At 47.3% G+C, this 22635-nt stretch carries 25 protein-coding genes; 3 read left to right on the top strand and 22 right to left on the bottom strand.

Annotated elements, in window-relative coordinates; translation table 11 throughout:
• The first annotated feature begins 155 nt into the window (after positions 1-155).
• Together AC4E8B_RS15045 and AC4E8B_RS15050 are read left to right on the top strand one after the other, a co-directional pair.
• Positions 156-317, top strand: a complete 162-nt coding sequence (locus AC4E8B_RS15045; RefSeq protein ID WP_490214178.1) for a hypothetical protein — start codon at positions 156-158, stop codon at positions 315-317.
• A gap of 16 nt (positions 318-333) precedes the next feature.
• Positions 334-468 (top strand): hypothetical protein, encoded by a 135-nt coding sequence (locus tag AC4E8B_RS15050; RefSeq protein ID WP_257991470.1) that lies wholly within the window; start codon positions 334-336, stop codon positions 466-468.
• A 159-nt stretch (positions 469-627) separates the two neighbouring features.
• Here the strand turns inward: AC4E8B_RS15050 and AC4E8B_RS15055 are convergent, their stop codons facing one another.
• From AC4E8B_RS15055 to AC4E8B_RS15105, 11 genes are all read right to left on the bottom strand, one after another.
• A complete protein-coding gene (locus AC4E8B_RS15055) occupies positions 628-1299 on the bottom strand; it encodes a GNAT family N-acetyltransferase (protein WP_490214179.1) in 672 nt (223 codons plus the stop codon).
• A 21-nt stretch (positions 1300-1320) separates the two neighbouring features.
• Complete coding sequence (locus AC4E8B_RS15060) at positions 1321-2001, bottom strand: GNAT family N-acetyltransferase (protein WP_490214180.1); 681 nt, start codon at positions 1999-2001, stop codon at positions 1321-1323.
• Positions 2002-2005: 4 nt separating this feature from the next.
• Positions 2006-2881 carry a carbon-nitrogen hydrolase family protein gene (locus AC4E8B_RS15065; protein WP_490214181.1) on the bottom strand — a complete coding sequence of 292 codons (876 nt, stop codon included), beginning with the start codon at positions 2879-2881 and terminating at the stop codon, positions 2006-2008.
• A gap of 245 nt (positions 2882-3126) precedes the next feature.
• Positions 3127-4842 (bottom strand): ABC transporter ATP-binding protein, encoded by a 1716-nt coding sequence (locus tag AC4E8B_RS15070; RefSeq protein ID WP_490214182.1) that lies wholly within the window; start codon positions 4840-4842, stop codon positions 3127-3129.
• 83 nt (positions 4843-4925) lie between these two features.
• The gene (locus AC4E8B_RS15075; RefSeq protein ID WP_490219707.1) at positions 4926-6437 is read right to left on the bottom strand and encodes a gluzincin family metallopeptidase; all 1512 of its coding nucleotides are present in this window, start codon (positions 6435-6437) and stop codon (positions 4926-4928) included.
• Between the two features lie 173 nt (positions 6438-6610).
• Positions 6611-6982 carry a nuclear transport factor 2 family protein gene (locus AC4E8B_RS15080; protein ID WP_490214183.1) on the bottom strand — a complete coding sequence of 124 codons (372 nt, stop codon included), beginning with the start codon at positions 6980-6982 and terminating at the stop codon, positions 6611-6613.
• Positions 6969-7433 (bottom strand): STAS domain-containing protein, encoded by a 465-nt coding sequence (locus AC4E8B_RS15085; RefSeq protein WP_490214184.1) that lies wholly within the window; start codon positions 7431-7433, stop codon positions 6969-6971. The genes AC4E8B_RS15080 and AC4E8B_RS15085 overlap by 14 nt, the downstream gene beginning before the upstream one ends.
• Before the next feature lie 40 nt (positions 7434-7473).
• Positions 7474-8142, bottom strand: coding sequence for an SOS response-associated peptidase (locus AC4E8B_RS15090; protein WP_490214185.1), 669 nt, complete (start codon positions 8140-8142; stop codon positions 7474-7476).
• A 481-nt stretch (positions 8143-8623) separates the two neighbouring features.
• On the bottom strand, positions 8624-9487 hold the full coding sequence (locus tag AC4E8B_RS15095; protein WP_490214186.1) for a manganese catalase: 864 nt from the start codon (positions 9485-9487) through the stop codon (positions 8624-8626).
• A gap of 155 nt (positions 9488-9642) precedes the next feature.
• Positions 9643-10242, bottom strand: coding sequence for a sporulation-specific diadenylate cyclase CdaS (gene cdaS / locus AC4E8B_RS15100; RefSeq protein WP_490214187.1), 600 nt, complete (start codon positions 10240-10242; stop codon positions 9643-9645).
• Between the two features lie 27 nt (positions 10243-10269).
• The gene (locus tag AC4E8B_RS15105) at positions 10270-11079 is read right to left on the bottom strand and encodes an MBL fold metallo-hydrolase (RefSeq protein ID WP_490214188.1); all 810 of its coding nucleotides are present in this window, start codon (positions 11077-11079) and stop codon (positions 10270-10272) included.
• A 124-nt stretch (positions 11080-11203) separates the two neighbouring features.
• On the opposite strand from AC4E8B_RS15105, the gene AC4E8B_RS15110 reads away from it, so the two are divergent.
• Positions 11204-11812: a methyltransferase domain-containing protein gene (locus AC4E8B_RS15110; protein ID WP_490214189.1), complete on the top strand. Its 609-nt coding sequence runs from the start codon at positions 11204-11206 to the stop codon at positions 11810-11812.
• Between the two features lie 123 nt (positions 11813-11935).
• On the opposite strand, the gene AC4E8B_RS15115 is transcribed toward AC4E8B_RS15110, so the two are convergent.
• The 11 genes from AC4E8B_RS15115 to trpE form a co-directional block, all read right to left on the bottom strand.
• Positions 11936-12943 (bottom strand): YeiH family protein, encoded by a 1008-nt coding sequence (locus AC4E8B_RS15115; RefSeq protein ID WP_490214190.1) that lies wholly within the window; start codon positions 12941-12943, stop codon positions 11936-11938.
• A gap of 481 nt (positions 12944-13424) precedes the next feature.
• Positions 13425-14420 (bottom strand): aliphatic sulfonate ABC transporter substrate-binding protein, encoded by a 996-nt coding sequence (locus AC4E8B_RS15120; RefSeq protein WP_490214191.1) that lies wholly within the window; start codon positions 14418-14420, stop codon positions 13425-13427.
• Positions 14421-14435: 15 nt separating this feature from the next.
• Positions 14436-15194, bottom strand: coding sequence for an ABC transporter permease (locus tag AC4E8B_RS15125; RefSeq protein WP_490214192.1), 759 nt, complete (start codon positions 15192-15194; stop codon positions 14436-14438).
• Positions 15178-15966, bottom strand: a complete 789-nt coding sequence (locus AC4E8B_RS15130) for an ABC transporter ATP-binding protein (RefSeq protein WP_490214193.1) — start codon at positions 15964-15966, stop codon at positions 15178-15180. The genes AC4E8B_RS15125 and AC4E8B_RS15130 overlap by 17 nt, the downstream gene beginning before the upstream one ends.
• A 203-nt stretch (positions 15967-16169) precedes the next feature.
• Positions 16170-16958, bottom strand: coding sequence for a tryptophan synthase subunit alpha (trpA, locus tag AC4E8B_RS15135; RefSeq protein WP_490214194.1), 789 nt, complete (start codon positions 16956-16958; stop codon positions 16170-16172).
• Complete coding sequence (gene trpB, locus AC4E8B_RS15140; protein WP_490214195.1) at positions 16951-18159, bottom strand: tryptophan synthase subunit beta; 1209 nt, start codon at positions 18157-18159, stop codon at positions 16951-16953. Before trpB ends, trpA begins: the two co-directional genes overlap by 8 nt.
• Positions 18156-18785 (bottom strand): phosphoribosylanthranilate isomerase, encoded by a 630-nt coding sequence (locus AC4E8B_RS15145; protein ID WP_490214196.1) that lies wholly within the window; start codon positions 18783-18785, stop codon positions 18156-18158. Before AC4E8B_RS15145 ends, trpB begins: the two co-directional genes overlap by 4 nt.
• On the bottom strand, positions 18782-19570 hold the full coding sequence (gene trpC / locus AC4E8B_RS15150) for an indole-3-glycerol phosphate synthase TrpC (RefSeq protein WP_490214197.1): 789 nt from the start codon (positions 19568-19570) through the stop codon (positions 18782-18784). Before trpC ends, AC4E8B_RS15145 begins: the two co-directional genes overlap by 4 nt.
• A 1-nt stretch (position 19571) precedes the next feature.
• Positions 19572-20597, bottom strand: coding sequence for an anthranilate phosphoribosyltransferase (gene trpD, locus AC4E8B_RS15155; protein ID WP_490214198.1), 1026 nt, complete (start codon positions 20595-20597; stop codon positions 19572-19574).
• On the bottom strand, positions 20569-21180 hold the full coding sequence (locus AC4E8B_RS15160) for an anthranilate synthase component II (protein ID WP_490214199.1): 612 nt from the start codon (positions 21178-21180) through the stop codon (positions 20569-20571). Before AC4E8B_RS15160 ends, trpD begins: the two co-directional genes overlap by 29 nt.
• Entirely contained in the window at positions 21164-22567 is a 1404-nt protein-coding gene (trpE, locus tag AC4E8B_RS15165; RefSeq protein WP_490214200.1) for an anthranilate synthase component I, read from the bottom strand. The genes AC4E8B_RS15160 and trpE overlap by 17 nt, the downstream gene beginning before the upstream one ends.
• Positions 22568-22635 lie beyond the last annotated feature (68 nt).

A 22635-nucleotide genomic window follows, 5' to 3' on the forward strand; every position in this document is an offset into this window, starting at 1 on the left:
ATATAAGCAGAAACAAATTTATACAGAGTTATGTAAGAAAATCTAACACAAATAAACCCATTTGTTAAAAACCAGGTAGATTTTCTTACAAGGCAGAAGAAATTTTCCCTGTTTTTTTCTATACTACATAAAAACAAAGGAAAGGATGAGGGCCGGTGCCATTTCTTCGCGAAGCAGTTGAGAAAAAGAAGAATTACTTCATTCAGTTGCTCGTTAAAGGCGGTTTGCTCGATTCTTATGTAAAATCACTGACACTGACAGAACTCGAAGGAGAGTATAAAAAGCTGCAGAGAGAAAAGGATTCTAACAAAAACTGACTCGGAGGGGAAACTGGTGGAGAGAGAAGCAGCAGAACTTGCAAAGAAAATCATTGAACTTGACCTGCTCCGGGATGAAATTTGGGAAGTGCTCGCAGAACTTGCGGGAGACCGCGCCCACGAATTGCTCAGAATGGCTCAGAACAGCTGAGAAGCCTTGGGGTTAGATTAAAGATTATTACTGAAATAGTTTATCCTGCATGATTCAAGCTGAAACTTACCGGAGTGGTATAGGACTGGTATAGGTGCCTGTCACCTGTACCAGTCTTACACCAAATAAAAGCCCGCAGCAGCGGGCTTTTGTTATTATTTACAATGGAAGCAGTTCGATGGCTTCTTTTTTCTTCAGTCCTTCGACCATTGCCAGCCATTCTGCAGGCTTGTTGGAGAGGACACTGTAATAGGTTTCAAGAAACCCGGCAGTGAGGGCTGCAGGTATCTCTTGTGTTTCATCGTTTGAAGGCATGAAGCACAGATCAAGTCCTTTTACAGCTTCACCGTCATTCTTCCATGATGGATGAACATATTCAAAATTGAGGCACCTGTAGCCAAGATGAGAAAGCACTTCCCTGCGCACGAACGGATTCATTGCCTTCACCCCGCCAAACTCATGGCTTCCGGCCTGGTAAGGATCATAAATTTCTGCAAACATCCCATAAAGCTCCTTGCCATTTTCCTTTGCAAGCTTTTCGAGATCCTTCTGCCTGTTAACAGCAAGAAAACGGCCGATGCTCTGGCCTGGTTTCCCGATGATGGTGAAATCCGTCATCGCGATATTCCAGTCAGGATAATAGCGGTATTCTGTTGCTCCTGCCGCTTCGCCGTCCTCAAGGGCAATAAATACCCTGATGCCGGGATCCTCAAGCGGTTCTTTCCACAGTTCAAATTCCAGCACCTCTTCAGGAGGGAAAACGTCCTTCATTAAATCATGCAGTTTTACGAATAATGGATCCTCAATGCTTGTAATGCGAATATACTCCATCTGACACACTCCCGAAATGATCTACTTGCCTTCTGCCTGTCTGAAGGGGTTTTTCCATTCCATCAGGCAGGCATAATTCAATGACTCTTCGTCCTCCAGATAACCTGCTGCGATGGTGAGCGGGACCCGGCCGCATCCCAGCAGAAAGGAGAGGACCGGGTCCTTCAATTCTCCTTCTGTTACCTTCCGGACATATTCTTCAGGGGTCATTCGGGCTGCATGCTTATGGTAGCCAGGCATGCGCCCTCCCCCAAGCAGCCGGTCCAGCCCGAGACTGATGACGGTCTGGTACATAGCCTGCATTAGAAGCTTTCCCAGGCCCAGCTTACGGTATTTCGGCCGGATGCTGATATCGACAATATATAAAGTATTGCCGGCGGGATCATGCTTCCGGATATAGCCTCCATCTGTCACTTCCTCCCATGTGTGAGCGGGTGAAGCGGGGTCGAACTGAACAAGCAGTCCTGTCAATGAGCCGGCAAGCTCACCATCAACCTCTATGCACAGCGCACCTTCCGGAAAGAGGGAAACATGGTTTTCCAGCTGTTCCCTGTTCCACCAAAGCTCTTCAGGAAAAGGCGGCGGAAAGCATTCTGACTGGATGCTGATCAGTTCTGAAAAATCTTCTCTCCCATAATTCCTGACTGCCGCCGGGAGCGTTTTTATTCCATCATATACATAGAAAAAGCTTTCATATCCCATTTACTCAGCCTTCTATTCCGGTATTTTCCCAGTCTGTATACAGATCATTCCGCCTGTCGCGCCAGGTCGTCACTGAACCTCTTTCCCTCACTTCATACAGCAGGCTCAGGTCAAGGTCGGCAGTAACGATCATATCATTATTAAGCTCTCCTTCAGTCATGATGCCCTTTGGCGGAAACGGAATATCATTAGGCGTCAGGACTGCGGCCTGCCCGAAGTTGGCACGCATGAAGTCAACTGTAGGCAAAGAACCGACTGTGCCTGTCACAACCACATATACCTGGTTTTCAATTGCTCTTGCATGGCTGGTATAACGGACACGGTGGAAGCCATGACGGTCATCTGTGCAGGAAGGACAGAAAATCACATCAGCCCCTCTTGCTTTCGCCATCCTGACGATTTCAGGGAATTCAATATCATAGCAGGTGAGAACAGCGATGCGGCCTTTGTCTGTATCAAAGACACTGAGGCCATCTCCCTGGGACATATTCCATTCATGCACCTCTGTCGGTGTGATATGAAGCTTGGCCTGCTCCCCTATCCTGCCGTCCGGATAGAACAGATGGGCAACATTGTATAATTTTCCATTGCGGCTGACAACATGGGTGCCTCCGATAATATGCATGCCTGACTGGATTGCAAAACGGGAGAACAGCTCCCTGTATTGGTCCGTGAACCCTGGCAGCTCATTAATGGTCAGCCTTGTTCCCTGCTCACTTCCGATTGACAGAAGCTGCGTTGTGAAAAACTCTGGAAACAGGACGAACTCTGATCCATATTCCTGTGCTGTTTTTATATAATGTTCACACTGGTCAGCAAAGTCCTGGAATGAACGAATAGTATGCAAATGGTATTGTACTGCAGAAACTCTTAATTTCATAAAAAAAAACCCCCTAAATATTGATGGGCCAGCTCTTGATGAACTATCATTCTGATTATGGAATATTTTTTGCTTTTTAACAAGTACTCACTTTGAAGTAAGTTGGTTACTTCCGTGTAACTATCCTTCTTCAGCACCGGTCAAGGGAATCTGGACTGCTGCAGAAGGAAAGCACAGATTTCATAGAAAACATAATAGAAGCAGCCGGCTATGAACCCGGCTGCTTCTTTTCAATGAAAATTCCTTTACTGCTGGTACTGGACCTGATGGAGGCCGGCGAAAATACCGCCTTTCGCAAGCAGTTCATCATGCCCTCCCTGCTCTGCAATACCGTCCTCTGTCACAACCACGATCCTGTCTGCATTGCGGATGGTCGCCAGACGGTGGGCGATGACAAGCGTCGTCCGATTTTGAGCAAGCTCTGTGAGGGCTTTTTGGATGATCATTTCTGTTTCCGTATCAAGGGCTGATGTAGCTTCATCCAAAATCAGGATCGGAGGATTTTTCAGGAACATCCTGGCAATCGCAATCCTTTGCTTTTGCCCTCCTGACAATTTGAGTCCCCTTTCGCCGATCTGGGTTTCGTAGCCGTCAGGCAGGGACTGGATGAAACCTTCCAGGTGGGCCTGCTTGGCAGCTGAACGGATCTGCTCCTCAGATGCATCGAGCATTCCATAAGCGATATTCTCCCTTAAAGTCCCGGTGAAGAGGAATACATCCTGCTGGACGATCCCGATCTGCTTCCGCAATGAAGATTGGGTCATATCCCGGATATCCATACCGTCAATGGTGATCCTTCCCCCATTCACATCATAAAATCGCGGAATCAGCGAGCAAATAGTGGTTTTCCCTGCACCTGAAGGACCGACAAAAGCCACCGTCTCCCCTGCTCTAATGGTAAGGTCGATATCTTTAAGCACCTGTTTGGAATTGTCATAGCTGAAAGATACATCTTCCAGTGCGATATTCCCTTTAAGGGAAGCTACTTCAATGGCGTCAGCTGCATCCTTGATTTCCGGCTCTGTATCCAGGAGTTCCATGAACCGCTTGAATCCTGCCATTCCTTTCGGATAGAGCTCCATCAGTGCACTGATTTTATCAATCGGCTTGAAAAGGACATTCACATAAAGAACGAATCCGACGAGCTCGCCGTAGGAAAGCTTGCCGGTGTAGCTCAGCCATGCCCCGAGTACAAGGACGATGAGCACCATCATCCTTGTCATCATATAAATGCCGGATGAGCTGTAGGACATGATCTTATATGCCGCTAGCTTTGCTTTCCGGAATTTCCGGTTGTTAACGGAGAAACGGGAGATTTCAAATTCTTCATTAGTGAATGACTGGACAACGCGGACACCGGACACACTGTCCTCTACCCGTGCATTAACATCTGCTATATCGCTGTACATCTGCTTCCAGGCTCTGTTCATCCTGATATTGCAGAAAGTGATCAGCCAGACAAGGAATGGAACGATCAAAATCGTGACCAAAGCAAGCTTCACATTGATGGTCAGCATGATCCAGAAGGCGCCGACAAAGGTCATGATGGCAATGAACAGGTCTTCCGGCCCATGATGGGCCAGCTCGCCGATATCAAATAGGTCATTGGTTATCCGGCTCATGATATGCCCTGTTTTGGTATTATCAAAAAAGCGGAAAGACTGCCTTTGGACATGGGTGAACAGCTGATGGCGCATATCTGTTTCAATGTTGATGCCCAGCTTATGGCCCCAGTAGTTGACAATATACTGCAGAAAAGTGCTTGCTATATATAAAGCAAGCAGCCCTGCACTGACTGATACGATCATGGACCAATTGCCGCTTGGCAGGAGCTTATCAATAAACCATTGGACAGCAAGAGGGAAAGCGAGTTCCAGCAGGGCTACTATGACTGCTGAGCTGAAATCCAGTGTAAACAATTTTTTATGAGGTATATAATATGCAAAAAAGCGCTTTAGCATCTTTCTCTTTCTCCTTTTCACGGTGCATCTTCAAACACAGCTGCAGAGCAGGCATAGCAGGCTGCACAGCATCATAATTGCTCCTATGGGCGCATGAATTTCAGTGAGAATTCTTCCCCGCTTATCTTTTTGAACAGTTCCCCGAATTTCAGGCTGCCTGATAGCCTGATGACTTCCTCCAAAAGGAAGCTGCCGAAAGCCTCAGGCTCCTCGAGCAGGCCCGCTCCGCGTTTTTTCTCAAAAACCTGCTTAAGCATTTCGCCTGTCACATCACCCATAAAGTAATTATGGAGATAAATCGGATGTGTCGTGTAGTGGATGGTAAAAGCCCAAGGAGGCTCTTCTCCAAACGGCTCCTCCTGCAGCACTTCCCTGTGGTTCTTCCAATAAAGCTGATACACGTCTTCCAGCGAAGATGCTTCATTAAGGTAAAAGCTGTGGTCAAAAAAGATCCGGCTGATGGCGCGCAGCGAGTTTGTCTTCCGGTATTCCTTCAGCTTTGAGAATTGTCCTGATGCTTCTGCAGAGCCGCTGAAGAAGCTTTCGGAAAACTGCGGGCTGTAAAGGAATCCTTGAAACAGGTTCGCGATGCCTTCACTGATGATACCGCTCACGCCTGTATTTAATATTAATTCATCAGGATCGAGCAGAAATGAATGGACGGCATGGCCAGTTTCATGCAGAAGCACCCCGTACTCATGGAATTTATTTTTCACATTGGCCAGTATCCGTGAATCCTTTGCTGTTTCAATCGGGAAATTATAGCCCCATTCCGATTTGTTCTTTCTCGGAAAAATATCATAGGTAATATTATAGCCGCTTATATCAAAGCCGAAAAGGGAAAAAAGCTTATTGATGTTCCCAAAGTAATTCGACATATCTACTTCTTGATTCAGCAAGGGGGCAATCTTTGCATCAATATACTGCTCATCCCATGGCATGATGCGGTCTTCATGCAGGAATTGCTCCGCAAACCCGCTCCTCGCCTTTTCCATGGCAGGCAGGGCCTGATGAAGCTCAGGGAGCCAATGGCTGAAGAGGTCTTCATCTAATTCATTCATTTCCAGCTGATGAGCGATGTAATTGGCTGAGCCATATTCTTTGGCATAAGATTTCCTCAGCCTGATAAGATCGAGGAAGCCCGCATCTATCATAGGCCGGTTAATCTGATTTTTGGCAAAGAAGGCCTCCTTCCTCCTGTTCTTATCTTCATCCCTGCTCATCACCTGGCCAAGTTCAACAGAGGAAACCTCTTTGCCCTGGAAAGTGTAGCGAAACTGGTTCAGAAGCCTGGACAGGTCATTTACTTTTCCTTGGATCTCCTCGTCCAGCTCATTCAGCGACTGTGACAAATGGTAGGGCCTGAACTGATTGAAAACAAGCTGCAGCTTCCTTTTGTTCAGGGAATCCTGCTCTATTTCCAGCGCTTCCCTCACTAATTCAAAGCTTTTCTCATTCTTCAGCAGACTGGTTATCTTTTTATACTGGTCTTTCAGGCCGAAATCATATCCGGCTGTATATTGTGTCCAAAGCAGGCGACCATACTGTGTCTGCGCTTCATGTACTTCACTGTATAGTTTCTCAACTTTCTCCATATGCCCCAAGATGATTCCCCCATTTTCATTTTATTTCTATAATCGAAATACATAGAATCTATTATATAAAAAGAATATTCTGCCAGCAAGGAGGATTTTTGCAGCCTTAGCTTTTTCAGGGCTTTTTTACAGGAAAAGCGGCGTAGGTGCCCACGCCGCGCTTTTGAAAATTATCATAGCACAAACCATACCCTTTTGATCCTGTCGCCTTCAGCCTCATACATGGCAATCGCTTCGGATTCTTCTCCGCTCGCCCTGCCCAATACTTTTTCATGATCGATGCAGATGCTGCCTTTTACCATTCTGGACAAAAGGACTGCTTTCTGGCTGGGATTGCTGTCAAACAACCTTTTATACACTTTCCTCATTTCATCTTTTCCTGTATAAAGCAGTTCCTGGGAAGGAAAGCTGTGAATTTCAACATCTTCGCTGTACACTTCCAGGAATTCTTCAAGATTCTGGCGATTATAGGCATCAAGCTGCCTTTCCGCTAATTGCTCCACTTCAGCCATGCACACTGCTCCATTCTTTTCATTTTTCAGCATTCGAGAAAGAAAGCCCCTTTTTTTTCATAAGGTATTTCAGAGCTGCCTGGAAATCAGAAAAGGTTTCTGCCTGGAGATTGATTCCCGTCAGAACAATTTCGCGGATCAGAATAGGCGAAAGTCCGACAAAATAAGGTTCAACCCCCATTAGGCGCACTGATTTGGTCAGCTGATCTATTTCAATTCCCAGCTCGGAAAGACCCATCTGCTCGATCCGGTCGATGGTAATATCCGTGAAATCGATAATAGCGGCTTCCACTTCGTTTTTCTGTATATACTGCATGATTTTTCCGCGGATTTTCTCAAACCTTTCAGCAACCAGCAGGCCGGTTATCGGGACAAGGATCGTACTGGGAATGATGGATGGTATGATTGGAGCTGACATCAGCGAGATTACTTCTTCATATTCCCTCACCTTTTCTTCCAGCATTTGTATGTATTCTTTCGTCATTGTTTACTCTTCACCAATCCTCTGTTTATTTTTTACGGTCTTATAGACTGTTGAGCGGCGAAATCAGCTCAGCCAGCTCATTTTTGGGTGAATTTACAAGCGTTGATACTGGATAGGCCTCCATTTCATCAGCTGGATAAGGAACCAGCAGTTCTTTAAGTTTCCCTGTATCCTTTTCACTGGGATTCAGCCATGTATCATAGTCCCTGCTTTTCAGTATAACGGGCATCCGGTCATGAACTTTTTCTGTCACGCTATTAGGTTCAGTGGTAATGATCGTACAGGAAAAAATCGGAGCTTCCGGTCCTTCCCACTTTTCCCACAGTCCGGCAAAGGCAAAAGGCTTGTCCTCTTTCATGATAAAACGGTATGGCTGCTTTCCGCCGGCCGTTTTCTTCCATTCATAAAATCCATCAGCCAGGATCAGACAGCGCCTTTGCCTGAATGCATGCCTGAAGCTTGGTTTGCTTTCGATCCCTTCTGAACGGGCATTGATCATTTTGTAGCCGATTTTCGGATCTTTCGCCCAGAATGGAATAAAGCCCCACCTCAGTTTCGCACCTGTCCTTCCGCCTTTCCCAAAACCAACTGCAAGAATTTCCTGGCTTGGCGCAATATTGTATCTTGGCGGCGTTTCTTCTCCAAAGGAAAAATTAAATTGCGACTGAAGCTCATGTATGCCTTCTGTTAATGTAAACCTTCCGCACAAACAGACCATCCCGCTTTCTGTCTAGATTTCATTCTGATCAGATTAACTTCTTAAGGATAAGCAAAAAGCAGCGGAGGAAGATCCTCCGCTGAAAAGGAAGGTGTTAATGGGTACTAGTGGTTAGTGGTTACTGTATCATATGCTCGTATGCTTTGTCCGTATAGACAGGTTGTCTGGTTTATATGCACATTTTTACTGCTGCGCAAAAACAATGATATCCTTACTTCTATTTAACCAGAAATAAGGATGAAATTCCTAATATTTTGTTTATCTGCAAGAATAATTTCGTTTATCCAAATTCTATGGCGAGCAGCCATTCCGGCAGACTTGATGGATAGCCAGCTCTTCCATAGCCGCTGGTGATATGCAGCACCTCCTTTGGAAGCCAGCAGGCTGCTTCCAAAGAAGGGAATCATCTATTTATGAGCCTTTGGGGCTTTTATCAGTCCATACCTTCTTCTTATATAATCTCCAGCGCTTTTCAGCACATACTAGGAGGGATGTTGGCTGGATTGGCTTTAATGGCAGCCGGCGGTGTGTCATATATATATGGAGGCGCAGGCTTTAGCTTAGGCGCTTTCCCGAACGGCTGCGGATGTTCCACATAATTAAAAGTTCCCTGGCAGTCCATGCTGACGCCCTGTGCCCAGCGCCCTTCAGCGCTCTGGTTTCCTTGGGAGAAATTAAACAGCGTATAGCTGACCTGGCGTTTTTCCAATTCTTTTGGAAAAGAAACCGGGACTACGATCCCGCCTTCTGCTGCTTCCAATTCCTTGATAGCCGCTATCCATTGGTTCTGATGCATGGTATCCCTTGCTATGAGGAATGACAGCATATCCTTCACGCCTCTGTCATTTGTCGTCTCATACAGCCTTACAGCCTGGAGCCTGCCCTGTGATTCCGCGTTCAGGTTCGCCCTGAAATCGGCCAGAAGATTTCCGCTTGCTGCAATATATTTTGCTGTCCAGCGGTTGCCTACACTGTCAGCCGGCATAGCCCCAAGCCCTGATACAATGGCATGCTGAGGATTCATCCCGCCGAGGATCGCCCCGATAATCGGATCCTTGGCAGCATCTTCCAGATCCCCCACAGGGGCATTGTCAAGCAGGCGGGCAATCATTGTCGCAAGCATTTCAATATGTGCCAGTTCTTCCGTTCCTGTGTCCATAAGCAAATCCTTATATTTCCCATTCCCTCTGGTATTCCATCCCTGGAACAAATATTGGAGCGCAACCGAAATTTCGCCGAACTGGCCGCCCAGGATTTCCTGAAGCTTTTTGGCGAAAATAGGATCCGGACGATCCGGCTTTGCCTCATACTGAAGCTCTTTTATGTGATAAAACATACATTCCCTCCTCATTTTCCCTCTGTCTATATCAGGAATTTTTCTATTCCGTGATATCAGCCCTTATATATTTATGGAATAATCAGCTAATATTGCACGTACAATGGTCATTACCCATTAAAATGGGCGGACAAAAAAACTGACCCCTATTGGAATCAGTTCTTTACGCTGTATAATTTCCCTTTCACCGAGAAGGAGATCCGGCCGGTTTCTTCAGAGACGACAATGACCAGTGCGTCTGTCTGGGCCGACAGCCCCATTGCAGCACGGTGCCTCGTTCCGATTTTTCTGCCCTGAAGCTCCGTATCTGCCACCGGGAGGATGTTGCCTGCTGAAATAATTTTATCTTTTTCGATCAGCATTCCTCCGTCATGAAGCGGGTTGCCCGGATAAAATATAGTTTCAATTAATATCGGGCTAACGTTTGCCGTAACCGGGATGCCATTATGAAGGAAGGCTGCCAGAGATTCTTCCCGCTGTATGACGATAAGGGCTCCGTGCCTTTTTTCTGATAGTCTTTGGGCAGCAAGCGAAATGCTGGCATATTCTTTGCTGAACGGAGAGAGGAAGGTTTGGAGATAATAGGTTGAAGCCAGATTCTGGGCATCTGATACGAGCTTTTGCAGCTTTTCAAACTCTGTCAGTACACAGCAGTCCAGCTCTCTCATCGCAGTCTCGGCCGTATCCAGCTGCCCTTCTATATCGCGGAAATAGCGGGCCAGGTCACTCCTATAATGCTTTTCGCTATATTTCACGCCATCCACCCTTTTAACGGTTATTTGTTAATGAACATATTTCCCCTGCTTGGGCACCACAAACGTTTCATGCCCTTTTATCAGCTTTTCCAGGCCTTCCGCGAGCTCTTGTCCATAAAATGCCTGCCCATGCCCCGTTAATGCCGCTTTTGGATTAAGGGCAGCAAGCTTGCGTATCGATTGCCCCGCAGTGTCCCAATCAGGCGTAAAATAAGCCGGCGGCCCATGTATTTCCTTAGCCTGGCTCATTACAGCCACCAGTGACTCCTGCTTTACGGTAATAAAAGCATCGCCTGCAAGCAGAACACCGTCGTCATCTCTATAAAAAGATACATGCCCCGGAGTATGGCCCGGGGTATGTATCCACCTCCATCCCGGGAGACCGGGCAGGGAAGCATCCTCAGGGAGCTCCTTTGCGTTCTCCCCGATATCGATCGGCCTCCTGGGATACAACGGTGATATCAGGGCCATCAGCCCTCTCCCGACAGCAGGATCTGCAGGCGGATATGTTTCTTTTCCTGTCAGATAAGGAAGCTCAGCTCTATGTGCGTAGACGGGAACATCCCATTTAGAAAGTACCGCCTTCAGCCCGCCAATATGGTCAAAATGTGCATGTGTCATCATGACGGCAAGAGGCTTGGATTCTTTTCCGAACATCTTCTCAGCAAACCTGATGATAAATCTGCCGGATAAAGGTATGCCTGCATCTACAAGAATCCAATCTTTCCCTTTGGGACCCAGCCCGGTTATAAAAGCGATATTCGCAATCGCCGTTCTATACACGTATACATTTTCTGCAATGCGATGTCTCTCGACATATGTTTTATGCTGTTCCATTTCGTGCCTCCTACTGAAGAGTTATTCTTACTATCCCCGTTTTTTTTATTTTTTTCGATAGAAAGGTTTAACAGCAAGCTGGATGTGGTTTATATATAAATATTCTTTCTAGAGGTGAACCCCCATGTTCAAAATACTCGCAAGACAATTTGAAAACCCAAAGGGGATGCTTGGCAAGCTGGCAGGCAAAATTATGTACAGCGAAAACCGGACCATCAACAGCTGGACGGTCAAGAAGCTTGATATTAAAAATAAGGACCGCATCCTGGAAGTCGGATACGGCCCCGGCTACTGCATAAAATATATAATGAACCGATGCCGCTGTGTGTATATTGATGGAGCTGATCTCTCGCCGGACATGGCAGCATCTGCCGAAAAAAGGAATAAAGAAGGGATAGAAGCAGGAAGGGTCAGGCTGTTTACAGGAGATATACACACCCTTGCATCAAACCTGGGCACGTATCATAAAATTATCTCAATAAACAATTATCCTCTCTGGACAAAACCAAGAGAAACCCTGGGCATGCTTTATGAAATTACTGAGGCTGGCGGAGAAATTGCCATAACTGTGCAGCCGCGCGAGAAAGATGCTGACAGCCTTATTACAAAGAATCTGGCAAAAATCATTGAAGCAGATCTTGCCTCTGCAGGCTATGAAGAAATACAGGCATCCTTTAAGGATGTACAGCCTGTACTGGCTGTCTGTGTGACTGCAAAAAAAGGCAGGCAATAAAAACGGCTGAGATCAATAGCCATGGCTGCGCTTATAGAACTTCGATGGCAAGAATAAGCATACTGAAAAAATGGAGCTCCTTCAGTGAAGGGCTCCATTTTTTCAGTATGCTAATATTTAGTATCACAGAATCAGCCAATAGACCAGCCCAAAGCTGATGAGCGATACCGCAGCCGATGCAAATAGTCCTGTAAGCAGCGGCGATACGCCGAGTTTGGCAAACTGTTTGAGGTCTGTCTGCAGGCCGACAGCACCCATGACCATAATGATGACAAACTTTGAAATGCTGCTCAGCAAATCTTGGACTGCTGCTGGAAAAAATCCGAATGAATTGAGAATGCTGACAGCCAGAAACCAGACGATGAACCAGGGAAAGGCTTTTTTGAAAGAACCGGCCCGATTGCTTTTATCTGCAGACCCCATCAGCATAGGAAGGATGAGTATCAGCGGCAGAAGGAATATTGTCCTTCCCAGCTTGACCGTAGTCGCAACTTCTCCTGCTTCATTTCCATAAACATAGCCGACAGCAATCGCAGAGGAGGTATCGTGCACTGCCGTACCTGCCCATATGCCGAAAGCCTGGTCGTTCATATGGAATATATGGCCGATGATTGGATATAGAAAAAAGGCAATCAGGTTAAAAAAAACAATGGTCGAGATGGCGTAGGCCGTTTCATCATCTTTTGCCCCAAGAAGACCTTTAACAGCTGATATTGCTGTTGCCCCGCAAATGCTCGTCCCCACCCCGATCAAAAGAGATAAGGTTTTTCCAAGCTTCAGGAAATGCCCGAACCAAAGTGTAAGAAGTATGCCTGAGCATACAGATACAAAAATAATGAGCAGGGACTGTCTCCCTATTTCGAAGATATCAAAAATATTAAGCCCGGCTCCAAGCAATACGACTGCGGCTTTGAGAAGCCTTTTAACCGTCAGTGTAAGCCCTGGTTCAAAAACCGGGGGTATGCCCGCTGTGTTGCGGATTGCAGCCCCTATCAGGATGGCAAATAATATTCCGCCGACCAATGGGAAAACGCCGCCCAGAAATTTTGCCGCCAATGCAATCACAATAGCCAAAATGACTCCCGGCAGCCATTTAGGAATCCTGGCGGCCGCTTGCTGTAGCCGTTCCATCTTTCTCTCACTACTCCCTGATGATAAGGCAAATTTATAGCTTCTATAAAACTGCTCTTCTCTTATTTTGTTAAAATCCACAAATAATCTTAACATAAAAGACCTTTTAGTAACATCTGCAGGAATAGCAGGAATATTCACACACAAAAAGCATCAGGCCGTAAACCTGATGCTTCTTTAACCAAAAAGTACAGTTATTGTTCCTTGAACTAAGGAAGGCTTTTCCGCTTTTCTATCTGTCCAGCTCCAGCGGCTAGTCCTCGAGTCATAAGCCACTCCGGAATTAAAGGCAAAGAACGCCTTTATTTCCGGCGCGTCTTATGCTTGTCGGCTCTGGGCAAGCCGCTTCCGCTTTTCTATCTGTCCAGCTCCAAAGCCTAGCCCCTCGAGTCATAAGCCAATCAGTCCAGAAGGTTAAAAAACAACCTTCCGGCCTGCTCGTCTTATGCTTGTCGGGGCTGAACAAGGCTTTTCCGCTTTTCTAGTTAATAAATTCCTTGTCAATAAAGTCAGAGAAGTCAGGTTTTTCTTTCAGGAATTTCAAGGCATAAGAAGAGTCGGCAAATGCCTGGACTGTCTCTTCATCCACTTCATAAGTAAAGCCGATGCGTTCCCAGGCTCTGTCTACAACTGACTTTTCCAGCTCCTGGCCTGTCACTTCTTTGATATCCTTGATGGTGATTTCTTTTGCCTGGTCAGGATTTTCTGTAATAAATTTCACAGCATCCTTGTGGGCTTCGACAATCTTTTGGATAACTTCAGGATTGTCTTTAACAGCTTTTCCTGATGTTACCATGACAGACGCAGGCAGGGTTTCGCCGAAAGCAACCTCATCCCAGCCGATGACAACATTTGCATCTGTTTCTTCTTCTATCACGGCAGCCCAAGGCTCAGGGGCAACTGCCACATCAATCTTTCCTGCTTTCAGCATATTTGCATATTGTGCAGGGTTACCTGTCAGGTGCTTCATTGTCCCGCCGATCCTTTCGGAGGTAATGCCTGATTCTTCCAGATATGTTTCATACTGAACGTCATGTGTGCATCCGACTGCAGGCGTAATATAAGTTTTTCCTGCAAAATCAGCTGCAGTCTTGATGCCGCTGTCCTTGCTGGCAAGGACGACTGTGCCGCCTGTAGAAGCTCCGGCAATCAGCTTAACGTCTGCACCAGTGGAATAATTATTCATCGCTGGGCCGGGGCCGACGAGACCCGCATCCAGGTCGCCTGTTTTAAGTGCAGTCATGAACTGGCCGCCATCAGCAAACGTCTTATACTCGATCGTTGTTCCGTCGCCAAGCCGCTTCTGGAAGAAGCCCTGATCTTTCGCGACCATTGCCGGAACATGGTTGATATTCGGGAAGTAGCCGATGACGATTTTTTCTTTTGAGCCTGAGCTTTCTTCCGATGATCCGCAGCCTGAGAGAATACCTGCTGCTGTCAATAATGAAGCCATGAACATAAAGGCTTTCTTTTTCATTGTGTTTCCCCCTATTTATTTGTTTTCAAGTCCCCATCTTTCCAGGACTGATTTCTCGATCCGCTGGAAAATAAGCTGGTCCACAATTGATCCGATGACGCCGATGATGATCATGACGGCGATTACAAGGCTCATATCCCCAAAATCAGAAGCATATCTCAGCGTGTACCCGAGCCCTGGACCGGTGCTGAGCAATTCCCCTGCCATCAGAGCCCGCCAGGCAAAAGCCCATGCAAGCCTTGCACCTGTCACCACATAAGGGATTGAGGCCGGGAAGATGACTCTTGCAAACAAGTCAATTCCATTGGATCCCATTGTTTGGGCTGCTCTAATGAACAGCGGTGAAACATTTTTGATGCCCACCCTCATATTCAGGGTCATGACAAAGGTTCCGCCAAGAATCACGACAAAAATGACAGATACTTCATTCATGCCGAACCACATGATCGCCAGCGGCAGCCAGACAATGCTGGGTACGCTTTGGAGAGCAAGGATGACTGTGCCGAGTGTTTCGTCGGCCGTCTTTGATTTGGCAAGCAGGATTCCAAGGGCAGAGCCCAGCACTAAACTGATGCCCAGGCCAATGAGCAGTCTCCTGAAGCTGGCGGCAAGATCATATAGAAGTGTTTTATCGCTGATTCCTGTTACTAGTGATTGGAAAACATCTGTCGGCGATGGGAGGATGGTCGGCAGCCAAAGACCCATTCTGGATCCCAGCTCCCATAAGCCAATGACGATTGCAAAGAAGATGATTCGTTTAATTGCTGGTTTCATCGGCTAATTCCTCGCTTACTACTTTATCGATTTCCTTTTTGAGATAGCTCATAATATGATCTTCTATTTCAAGCATTTCCTTCTTGTACTGGTCTCTAGGACGGGGCAGATCGACCTTGATATCCTGAAGGATCGTTCCCGGCTTGGTGCCCATCACAATGATGCGGTCAGATAGCTTGATAGATTCGGAGATGCTGTGGGTGACAAAAAGGATTGTTTTCTTTGTGTCCATCCAGATCTTCTCAAGCTGGTGATGCAGCCTTGAGCGTGTTTGTTCATCAAGTGCACCGAACGGTTCATCCATCAGAAGGATTTCCGGGTTCATGGCAAGGGCGCGGGCAATCGATACCCGTTGCTGCATCCCCCCTGACAGCTCATGCGGATAATGTCCGGGATACTTGCCAAGCTGGACCATCTGCAGATACTTCAGGGCCGTCTCCTTAGCTTCTCTTTTAGCCATTTCCTTTTTCAAAGGAAATGTTACATTTTCAAGTACATTCAGCCATGGAAATAATGCGGCCTGCTGGAAAACCATCCCCCTGTCCCTGCCGGGCTTCGTCACCTTCTGCTGATTAATCAGTACACTGCCGCTCGTGGCTGCTGTAAGGCCGGCCACAATATTCAGCAGGGTTGATTTACCGCATCCAGATGGGCCAAGGATCGATATGAACTGGCCTTTTTCGATGCTCAGGTCAATATCTTTCAGCACATCTGCGGCGAGGCCGTTTTTATCAACATACTGTTTATTCACAGATTGAATATCAATAAACACAGAAAACCACCTATTCTAAGAAATCTTATTATAATACTCGGATATAGTATGTAATTATAATGTATTCACCGGGCATGTCAAGCTTTCTGAAATAATTTGAAACCAGGATAAATAGTTTGCTTTTACAAACCAAAGAAGGTGATTGCAGAAGGGCTGGGAAAGAAAAAAATAAGCCTCCCCCCTTAATAGGGAGAGGCTTTTCCTCATGGCTGAAAGGCATTTTCTTTTTTGGATGCTTTAATGAGCTTCTCGATTTCTTCCAGATTATTTTCTTCAAAGAGCTGGACGATTTTGCTTCCGACGATGACACCATCGCAGATCTGATTCATTGCCAAGACATGCTCGGGGGTCGAGATCCCGAAGCCTGCGAGGACCGGCAGCCTGCTTACATTCTTTACTTTCTGCAAATGCTCCTGAAGCTCTTCGGAAAAATCTCTTCTTACGCCCGTTGTCCCTTTGACTGTGACCGCATATAGAAAGCCATTCCCTTTTTCCGAAATTTGCTGTACCCGCTCGATCGGGCTGGTCAAAGTAGCAAGCCTGATGATTTCCAGACCGTCCCTTTCTGCATGGGGTGCAAGCAAATCTTCTTCTTCGGGAGGAAGATCTGGAAGGATCAGCCCGTCGACACCAGCTTTGCTTGCTTCGAAGGTAAACCTTTCAATTCCATAAGCCATGACAGGATTAACATAAGTCATGATAATGATAGGGATATGGACGATCGGCCTGATCGTTTTCAAGGTTTCAAGGACCGTTTTAAGCGTAGTCCCTTCTTTCAGCGAGCGTATTCCCGCCTTCTCAATGACCGGGCCGTCCGCTACCGGATCCGAAAAGGGAATGCCCACTTCAACCGCTGTTGCGCCGCATTTTTCAAGGAAAGTGATTTTGTCCCCCAGCGTGGCAAGACCGCCATCGCCTGCCATAATATAGGGGATAAAGGCCTTTTCCTCTTTTTCTTTCAAAAGGCGGAACACTTTTTCGATTCTATTCATCCTTCTTCCCTCCTAATCTGGCTTTCACCGTTTCTACATCCTTGTCCCCCCGCCCTGACAGACAGACGGCAATTCCTTCATCCTTCGCCATCCCCGCTGCAAGCTTTAAGCTATATGCCACAGCATGGGCGCTTTCCAGCGCCGGGATGATGCCTTCAAGCCTGCACAGCAGCTTAAGAGCTTCAAGGGCTTCTTCGTCTGTGATAGACTCATAGACTACCCTGCCAGTATCCTTAAGATAGCTGTGCTCAGGGCCCACACCCGGATAATCGAGGCCTGCCGAAATGGAATGGGCTTCCTGGATCTGGCCGTCCTCATCCTGCAGGAGATACATTAGTGCGCCGTGGAGGACACCCGGCTTGCCTTTGGTCAATGAAGCCGCATGGCTTCCGGTATCTACCCCAAGTCCAGCTGCTTCCACACCATACATGCGGACACTCTCATCTTTAATGAAAGGATAGAACATCCCCATAGAATTGCTTCCCCCGCCGATGCAGGCCACGACTGCATCAGGGAGCTTTCCTTCTTTTTCAAGATACTGCTGCTTCGTTTCCGCCCCGATCACACTTTGGAAGTCCCTTACAATCATCGGGAATGGATGCGGCCCCATCACAGACCCAAGTATATAATGTGTATCAGAAACATTGGCAACCCAGTAGCGCAAAGCTTCATTGACCGCATCCTTCAGTGTGCTGCTCCCAGAGCTGACACCAACGACTTTCGCTCCGAGGAGTTCCATCCTGAATACATTCAGAGCCTGCCTCCTGATATCTTCTTCCCCCATATAAATGACGCATTCAAGATTCAGCAGGGCACAGACGGTCGCAGTGGCTACGCCGTGCTGACCTGCTCCCGTTTCTGCAACGATTTTCTTCTTCCCCATGCGGACTGCCAATAAAGCCTGGCCGATTGTATTATTGATTTTATGAGCGCCCGTATGGTTTAAATCCTCCCTTTTCAGAAAAATCTTCGCTCCTCCTGCATGCTTCGTCAGGTTTTCGGCAAAATAAAGCGGTGTTTCCCGGCCCACATAATCCTTCAGGAGGCTGTTTAGTTCTGCTGTAAAGCTTTCATCCTGGAGCGCTTTTTTATATTCCTCCTCCAGCTCTGTCACTGCCTGCATAAGTGTTTCAGGCACATATCTTCCTCCGTATATGCCGAAATGCCCTTTTTCATCTGGCATCGTATAGACTGCTGTCATTTTACTTCCTCCTTATTTTCGAGCGCATTTTTTGCTTCTGCTATAAATTCCGCAATCAGGGCAGGGTCTTTTTTTCCGTCCTTTTCAACGCCGCTGCTGACGTCGGCCATATAAGGCGCTGCCTGGCGGATTGCTTCTGCTGCGTTATCAGGATTCAAGCCCCCTGCGAGGATAATATTCTTCCCTCCAAAATCCCTTCCTTCAAGAATACTCCAATCAAAGGCGATTCCGTTCCCGCCCCTGTATTTTCCCTTTGGGCTGTCCAGGAGGATATGATCACAAGGATATTCTGCAATATGGTCAAGGTCCTGCTCGCCTTGTACACTCAGGGCTTTAATGACTGGCAGACTGATTTCCGCACAGAATTCAGGAGTCTCATCACCATGAAGCTGGACCATATCCAATCCGGCAATTTCCGCCGTTTTTTCAATTACTTCTTTTGATTCATTAACAAAGACGCCAATCTTCAGAAGCTCGCCGGGAAGCTTTGCTATAATTTCAGCTGCTCCCTCCGGCGAGACCCGGCGCCTGCTTTCGGCAAATACAAATCCGAGTGCATCTGCACCGCTTTTGGCCGCGTACAGGCCGCTCTCCAGATCTGTGATTCCGCAGATTTTCACCTTCACGGGAGATGCACCTCCTTTAAAGGCACTTTCATGCCGCTTAGCGAGGATTCAAGATCAGAAGCTTTCATGAAGGTTTCCCCGACAAGGATCCCTCCTGCCCCTGCAAAGGCGGCCCTTTCGGCATCCTTGACCGTTTTCATCCCGCTCTCGCTTATCAGGAATGCACCTGATTGCCTAATCGCCGGCGCGAGCCTTTCAGTGACAGAAAGATCCACATGGAATGTCCGCAAGTCCCGGTTGTTCACTCCGATCAGCCGGCTGCCGGCCAGCATTGCTCTTTCTGCTTCCTCCTCATCGTGCACCTCAACCAATACTTCAAGATCCAGACTGGTAGCATATTGATAAAGTTCTTCCATTTGTCCTTCCCCAAGCGCTGCCGCAATCAGGAGGATCATATCGGCTCCTGCTCTTTTCGCATTGGCAATCTGGATATTATCGATTATAAAATCCTTGCAGAGAATCGGGACGTCGACTGTGTTCCTGACTGCTGCCAGATCATCAAAACTTCCTTTGAAAAAGGGAGTGTCTGTTAATACTGAAATAGCATCGGCTCCATATTTAATATATTTGGCAGCCTGTTCCGCCGGAGAAGCATTCATGCTAATATCACCTTTAGAAGGTGACGCCCGCTTGAACTCTGCAATGATGCTCAAATTTTCAGCTGATTCAAGCCTGGAAATGAAGGATCTTTTTTTCACTTCAGGGATTTCAGGCATCCCAGCCGCTTTCATCCTTTCAACTTCCCGTCTTTTCTCTTCAATGATTTTATCTAAAATGGTCACCATCTTATATCACCTCTTGTTTGAACTTGCTGCCAATCTTTACTAAATCTTCCAGTTTATCCAGCGCGGCACCGCTGTCTATGCTTTCTGCAGCCAGCCTGATGCCATCCTGGATGGTCTCCGCCTTTCCGCCGGCGAATATGCCGATCCCGCTGTTCAGCAGGACGGTATCCCGGTATGCCCCTTTTTCGCCTTTAAGCACTTTCCGCAATATTTCCGCATTTTCCTTTGAGTCTCCGCCCCGTATTTCTTCATTATTATATGTGCCAAGCCCAGTTTCTTCAGGGCGGAGGATTTTCTGTGTAATTTTCCCGTTATCCAGGATCGCCAAATGGTTCTCTCCCTGGAGGGAAGCTTCGTCCATGTATCCGGCTCCGTTCAATACAACCGCTCTTTTCCGCCCCAGTTCATTCAGTACTTCCGCAAACATAGAAAGCAAATCTCTCCTGTAGATTCCCAGAAGCTGAGAATCAAGCTCCATCGGATTGGTGAGGGGCCCGATCAGGTTGAAAATCGTCGGAATCCGTAAATCCTTCCTAACCTTCATAATTCTTTTAATCTGAGGATGGACATGCGGCGCATAAAGAAAGGCAATGCCGATCTCCTGGAGAATTTCTTCAATACGCTCCGGCGCCAGGTTCAGGTTAATCCCCAAGTGCTCCAGTACATCAGCGCTACCGGTCTTACTGGAGATGCTCCTGTTTCCATGCTTGGCAACAGGGATTCCCGCTCCTGCGATGACAAATGCACTGGTCGAACTGATATTGAAGCTTTTTGATCCATCTCCGCCAGTCCCGCAGTTGTCCAGGGCACCGGGAATCTTCCTTTCAAACCTGAGGCTCCTGCCCCTCAGCCCTTTCACAAGTGCTGCAATTTCAGCAACCGTTTCTCCCTTTGTTTTCAGCCCCACCAGGAAGGCGGCAATTTCACTGTCTGTCACCTCTTCGGACAGCAAGTGGGCCATCGCCTCCATCATCTCTGATTCAGTCAGTTCCGTGCGTTCAGATAAGCGTTCCAGTATGTGCCTCATGCCTATTCTCCTTTCTGATTTCCGCTAAAAAGTTTGCCAGCATCTTTTTTCCGTTTACCGTCCCGACTGACTCCGGGTGAAACTGAAGGCCGAAGAGCGGGTATTTTTCATGCTTGATGGCCATGATTTCCTGATCATCCATTGATTTGGCCAGCACCTTGAATTGTGCCGGAAGCGTCCCGGTCTGGATGACGAGTGAATGATATCTCATGATATCGATCGGCTGCTCCATGTATTGGAATAAATGAGAGCCGGTATGCCTTAGCTTGGATGTTTTTCCGTGCATGATCCTGGAGGCCTTCTCGATCCTGGCCCCGAATGCCTGGCCAATGGCCTGATGTCCCAGGCAAATCCCGAGGATCGGGATGCTGCTTGAGAATTCCTGGATCAGTTCTATGCAAATGCCGGCTTTCTCCGGCCTGCCTGGTCCTGGTGACAGAACAATGGCTTCAGGGTTCATCCTGCCGATTTCTTCAATGCTGATTCTGTCGTTGCGGACGACTTTTATTTCTTCGCCAAGCTCACCCAAATACTGATACAGGTTATACGTAAATGAATCGTAGTTATCAATTAATAAAATCATCTTGATCCTCCAAAAATGCCCTTAATTTATGAATGGTTTCTTCATACTCTTTTTCGGGCACCGAGTCATGTACGATGCCTGCCCCAGCCTGGATATAGGCCTTATTCCCCTTGATCAGCATGGTGCGGATCGCAAGGGCGAAGTCCATATTGCCGCCGGCAGAGAAATAGCCGATGGCCCCTGAATATACGCCCCGCTTATATTCTTCCAGTTCATTGATGATCTCCATTGCCCGGATTTTCGGTGCACCTGATACGGTCCCTGCCGGCAGACAGGCAGCAAGTGAATCTGCTGGTGAATATTCCGGCTTCAGTTTTCCGGACACCTCTGAAACCAGATGGATGACATGTCTGAATTTTTCGGCCTGCATATATTTTTCTATCTTTACTGATCCGAATTCACAAACCCTGCCAAGGTCATTTCTGCCCAGGTCAAGGAGCATCCGGTGCTCAGCAAGCTCTTTTTCATCATTCAGAAGGTCTGCTGACAGCTTTTCATCTTCTTCCTCATCCCGTCCCCTTGGCCTTGTTCCTGCAATGGGGTTTGTGGTTACTTTATCAGCATCTGCCTTGATCAGGCTTTCCGGAGATGCGCCGGCGACGGCATATTCCCCGAAATTCAGAAAATACATATATGGTGAAGGATTCTGAATACGGAGCCTGCGGTAGAACGAGAACGGATCTCCTTCGATGTCTGCCTGCATGCGCTGCGAAAGCACTACCTGGAAAATATCCCCCTGGACGATGTGTTCTTTGGCTTTCTTCACCTTTTCAACAAAAGACTCTTTTGTTTCTGAAGCCGAGTATCTTGATATCTTTATATTGCTGTCAGAAGTGGTGCCGGAGCCTTCTTCTATTTCCTTCCTCCGCCCGGCAATCCTGAGCCTCAGGCTCTCTTCTGTCGTTTCGGGCAACAGGGGGGTGCCAATCAGATAAACTTTCTGTTCAGCATGGTCATAGACAGCCATGACCTCAAAGAACATCAGATGCACATCCGGGATCCCGAACTCATCTTTTGGCACCCGCCCTATATCTTCATACTGCCTGATGCTGTCGTACCCGACATAGCCTACCGCTCCTCCAGCCAGCGGAAATGGGGCCTGCACAGCCTGTTCAGGCAGCAGCTTTTTTACCATCTCAAGGGGAGGCTCTGCCAATTCGGTTTCTTCTCCTCCCTTGATCATAACGCTTTTGCCGCCATTCCCCTTTAATTCAAAAACAGGATCTGCACCGATAAACGAATACCTTCCTGAGCGCTCATGTTTCAGCGAACTTTCAAGCAGGAATTTTTTCTCGCCGCTGATCCGCTGATAAATGCTGATGGGCGTCAGTATATCTCCTTCCAGTTCCTCAATGATGATGCCTGGTACTGTCTCTGCTCTGCTCATTTTCTTTCCTCCTATGCTTTTCTCGGCTCGGCTCCAATAAAAAAAGTCCCCTATACGCACAGGTATTG

The sequence above is a fragment of the Bacillus sp. SRL543 genome, from assembly GCF_984799205.1.

Coding starts and splice junctions, on each gene's coding strand:
- trpD (WP_490214198.1), bottom strand. CDS start 20,597: ATGAGGCACATACTGGAACGCTTATCTGAACGCACGGAACTGACTGAA.
- AC4E8B_RS15055 (WP_490214179.1), bottom strand. CDS start 1,299: ATGGAGTATATTCGCATTACAAGCATTGAGGATCCATTATTCGTAAAA.
- trpA (WP_490214194.1), bottom strand. CDS start 16,958: ATGAATAGAATCGAAAAAGTGTTCCGCCTTTTGAAAGAAAAAGAGGAA.
- AC4E8B_RS15110 (WP_490214189.1), top strand. CDS start 11,204: ATGTTCAAAATACTCGCAAGACAATTTGAAAACCCAAAGGGGATGCTT.
- trpC (WP_490214197.1), bottom strand. CDS start 19,570: ATGGTGACCATTTTAGATAAAATCATTGAAGAGAAAAGACGGGAAGTT.
- AC4E8B_RS15075 (WP_490219707.1), bottom strand. CDS start 6,437: ATGGAGAAAGTTGAGAAACTATACAGTGAAGTACATGAAGCGCAGACA.
- AC4E8B_RS15095 (WP_490214186.1), bottom strand. CDS start 9,487: ATGTTTTATCACATAAAAGAGCTTCAGTATGAGGCAAAGCCGGATCGT.
- AC4E8B_RS15105 (WP_490214188.1), bottom strand. CDS start 11,079: ATGGAACAGCATAAAACATATGTCGAGAGACATCGCATTGCAGAAAAT.
- AC4E8B_RS15060 (WP_490214180.1), bottom strand. CDS start 2,001: ATGGGATATGAAAGCTTTTTCTATGTATATGATGGAATAAAAACGCTC.
- AC4E8B_RS15065 (WP_490214181.1), bottom strand. CDS start 2,881: ATGAAATTAAGAGTTTCTGCAGTACAATACCATTTGCATACTATTCGT.
- AC4E8B_RS15160 (WP_490214199.1), bottom strand. CDS start 21,180: ATGATTTTATTAATTGATAACTACGATTCATTTACGTATAACCTGTAT.
- AC4E8B_RS15125 (WP_490214192.1), bottom strand. CDS start 15,194: ATGAAACCAGCAATTAAACGAATCATCTTCTTTGCAATCGTCATTGGC.
- AC4E8B_RS15070 (WP_490214182.1), bottom strand. CDS start 4,842: ATGCTAAAGCGCTTTTTTGCATATTATATACCTCATAAAAAATTGTTT.
- trpE (WP_490214200.1), bottom strand. CDS start 22,567: ATGAGCAGAGCAGAGACAGTACCAGGCATCATCATTGAGGAACTGGAA.
- AC4E8B_RS15085 (WP_490214184.1), bottom strand. CDS start 7,433: ATGACGAAAGAATACATACAAATGCTGGAAGAAAAGGTGAGGGAATAT.
- AC4E8B_RS15120 (WP_490214191.1), bottom strand. CDS start 14,420: ATGAAAAAGAAAGCCTTTATGTTCATGGCTTCATTATTGACAGCAGCA.
- trpB (WP_490214195.1), bottom strand. CDS start 18,159: ATGACAGCAGTCTATACGATGCCAGATGAAAAAGGGCATTTCGGCATA.
- AC4E8B_RS15080 (WP_490214183.1), bottom strand. CDS start 6,982: ATGCTGAAAAATGAAAAGAATGGAGCAGTGTGCATGGCTGAAGTGGAG.
- AC4E8B_RS15115 (WP_490214190.1), bottom strand. CDS start 12,943: ATGGAACGGCTACAGCAAGCGGCCGCCAGGATTCCTAAATGGCTGCCG.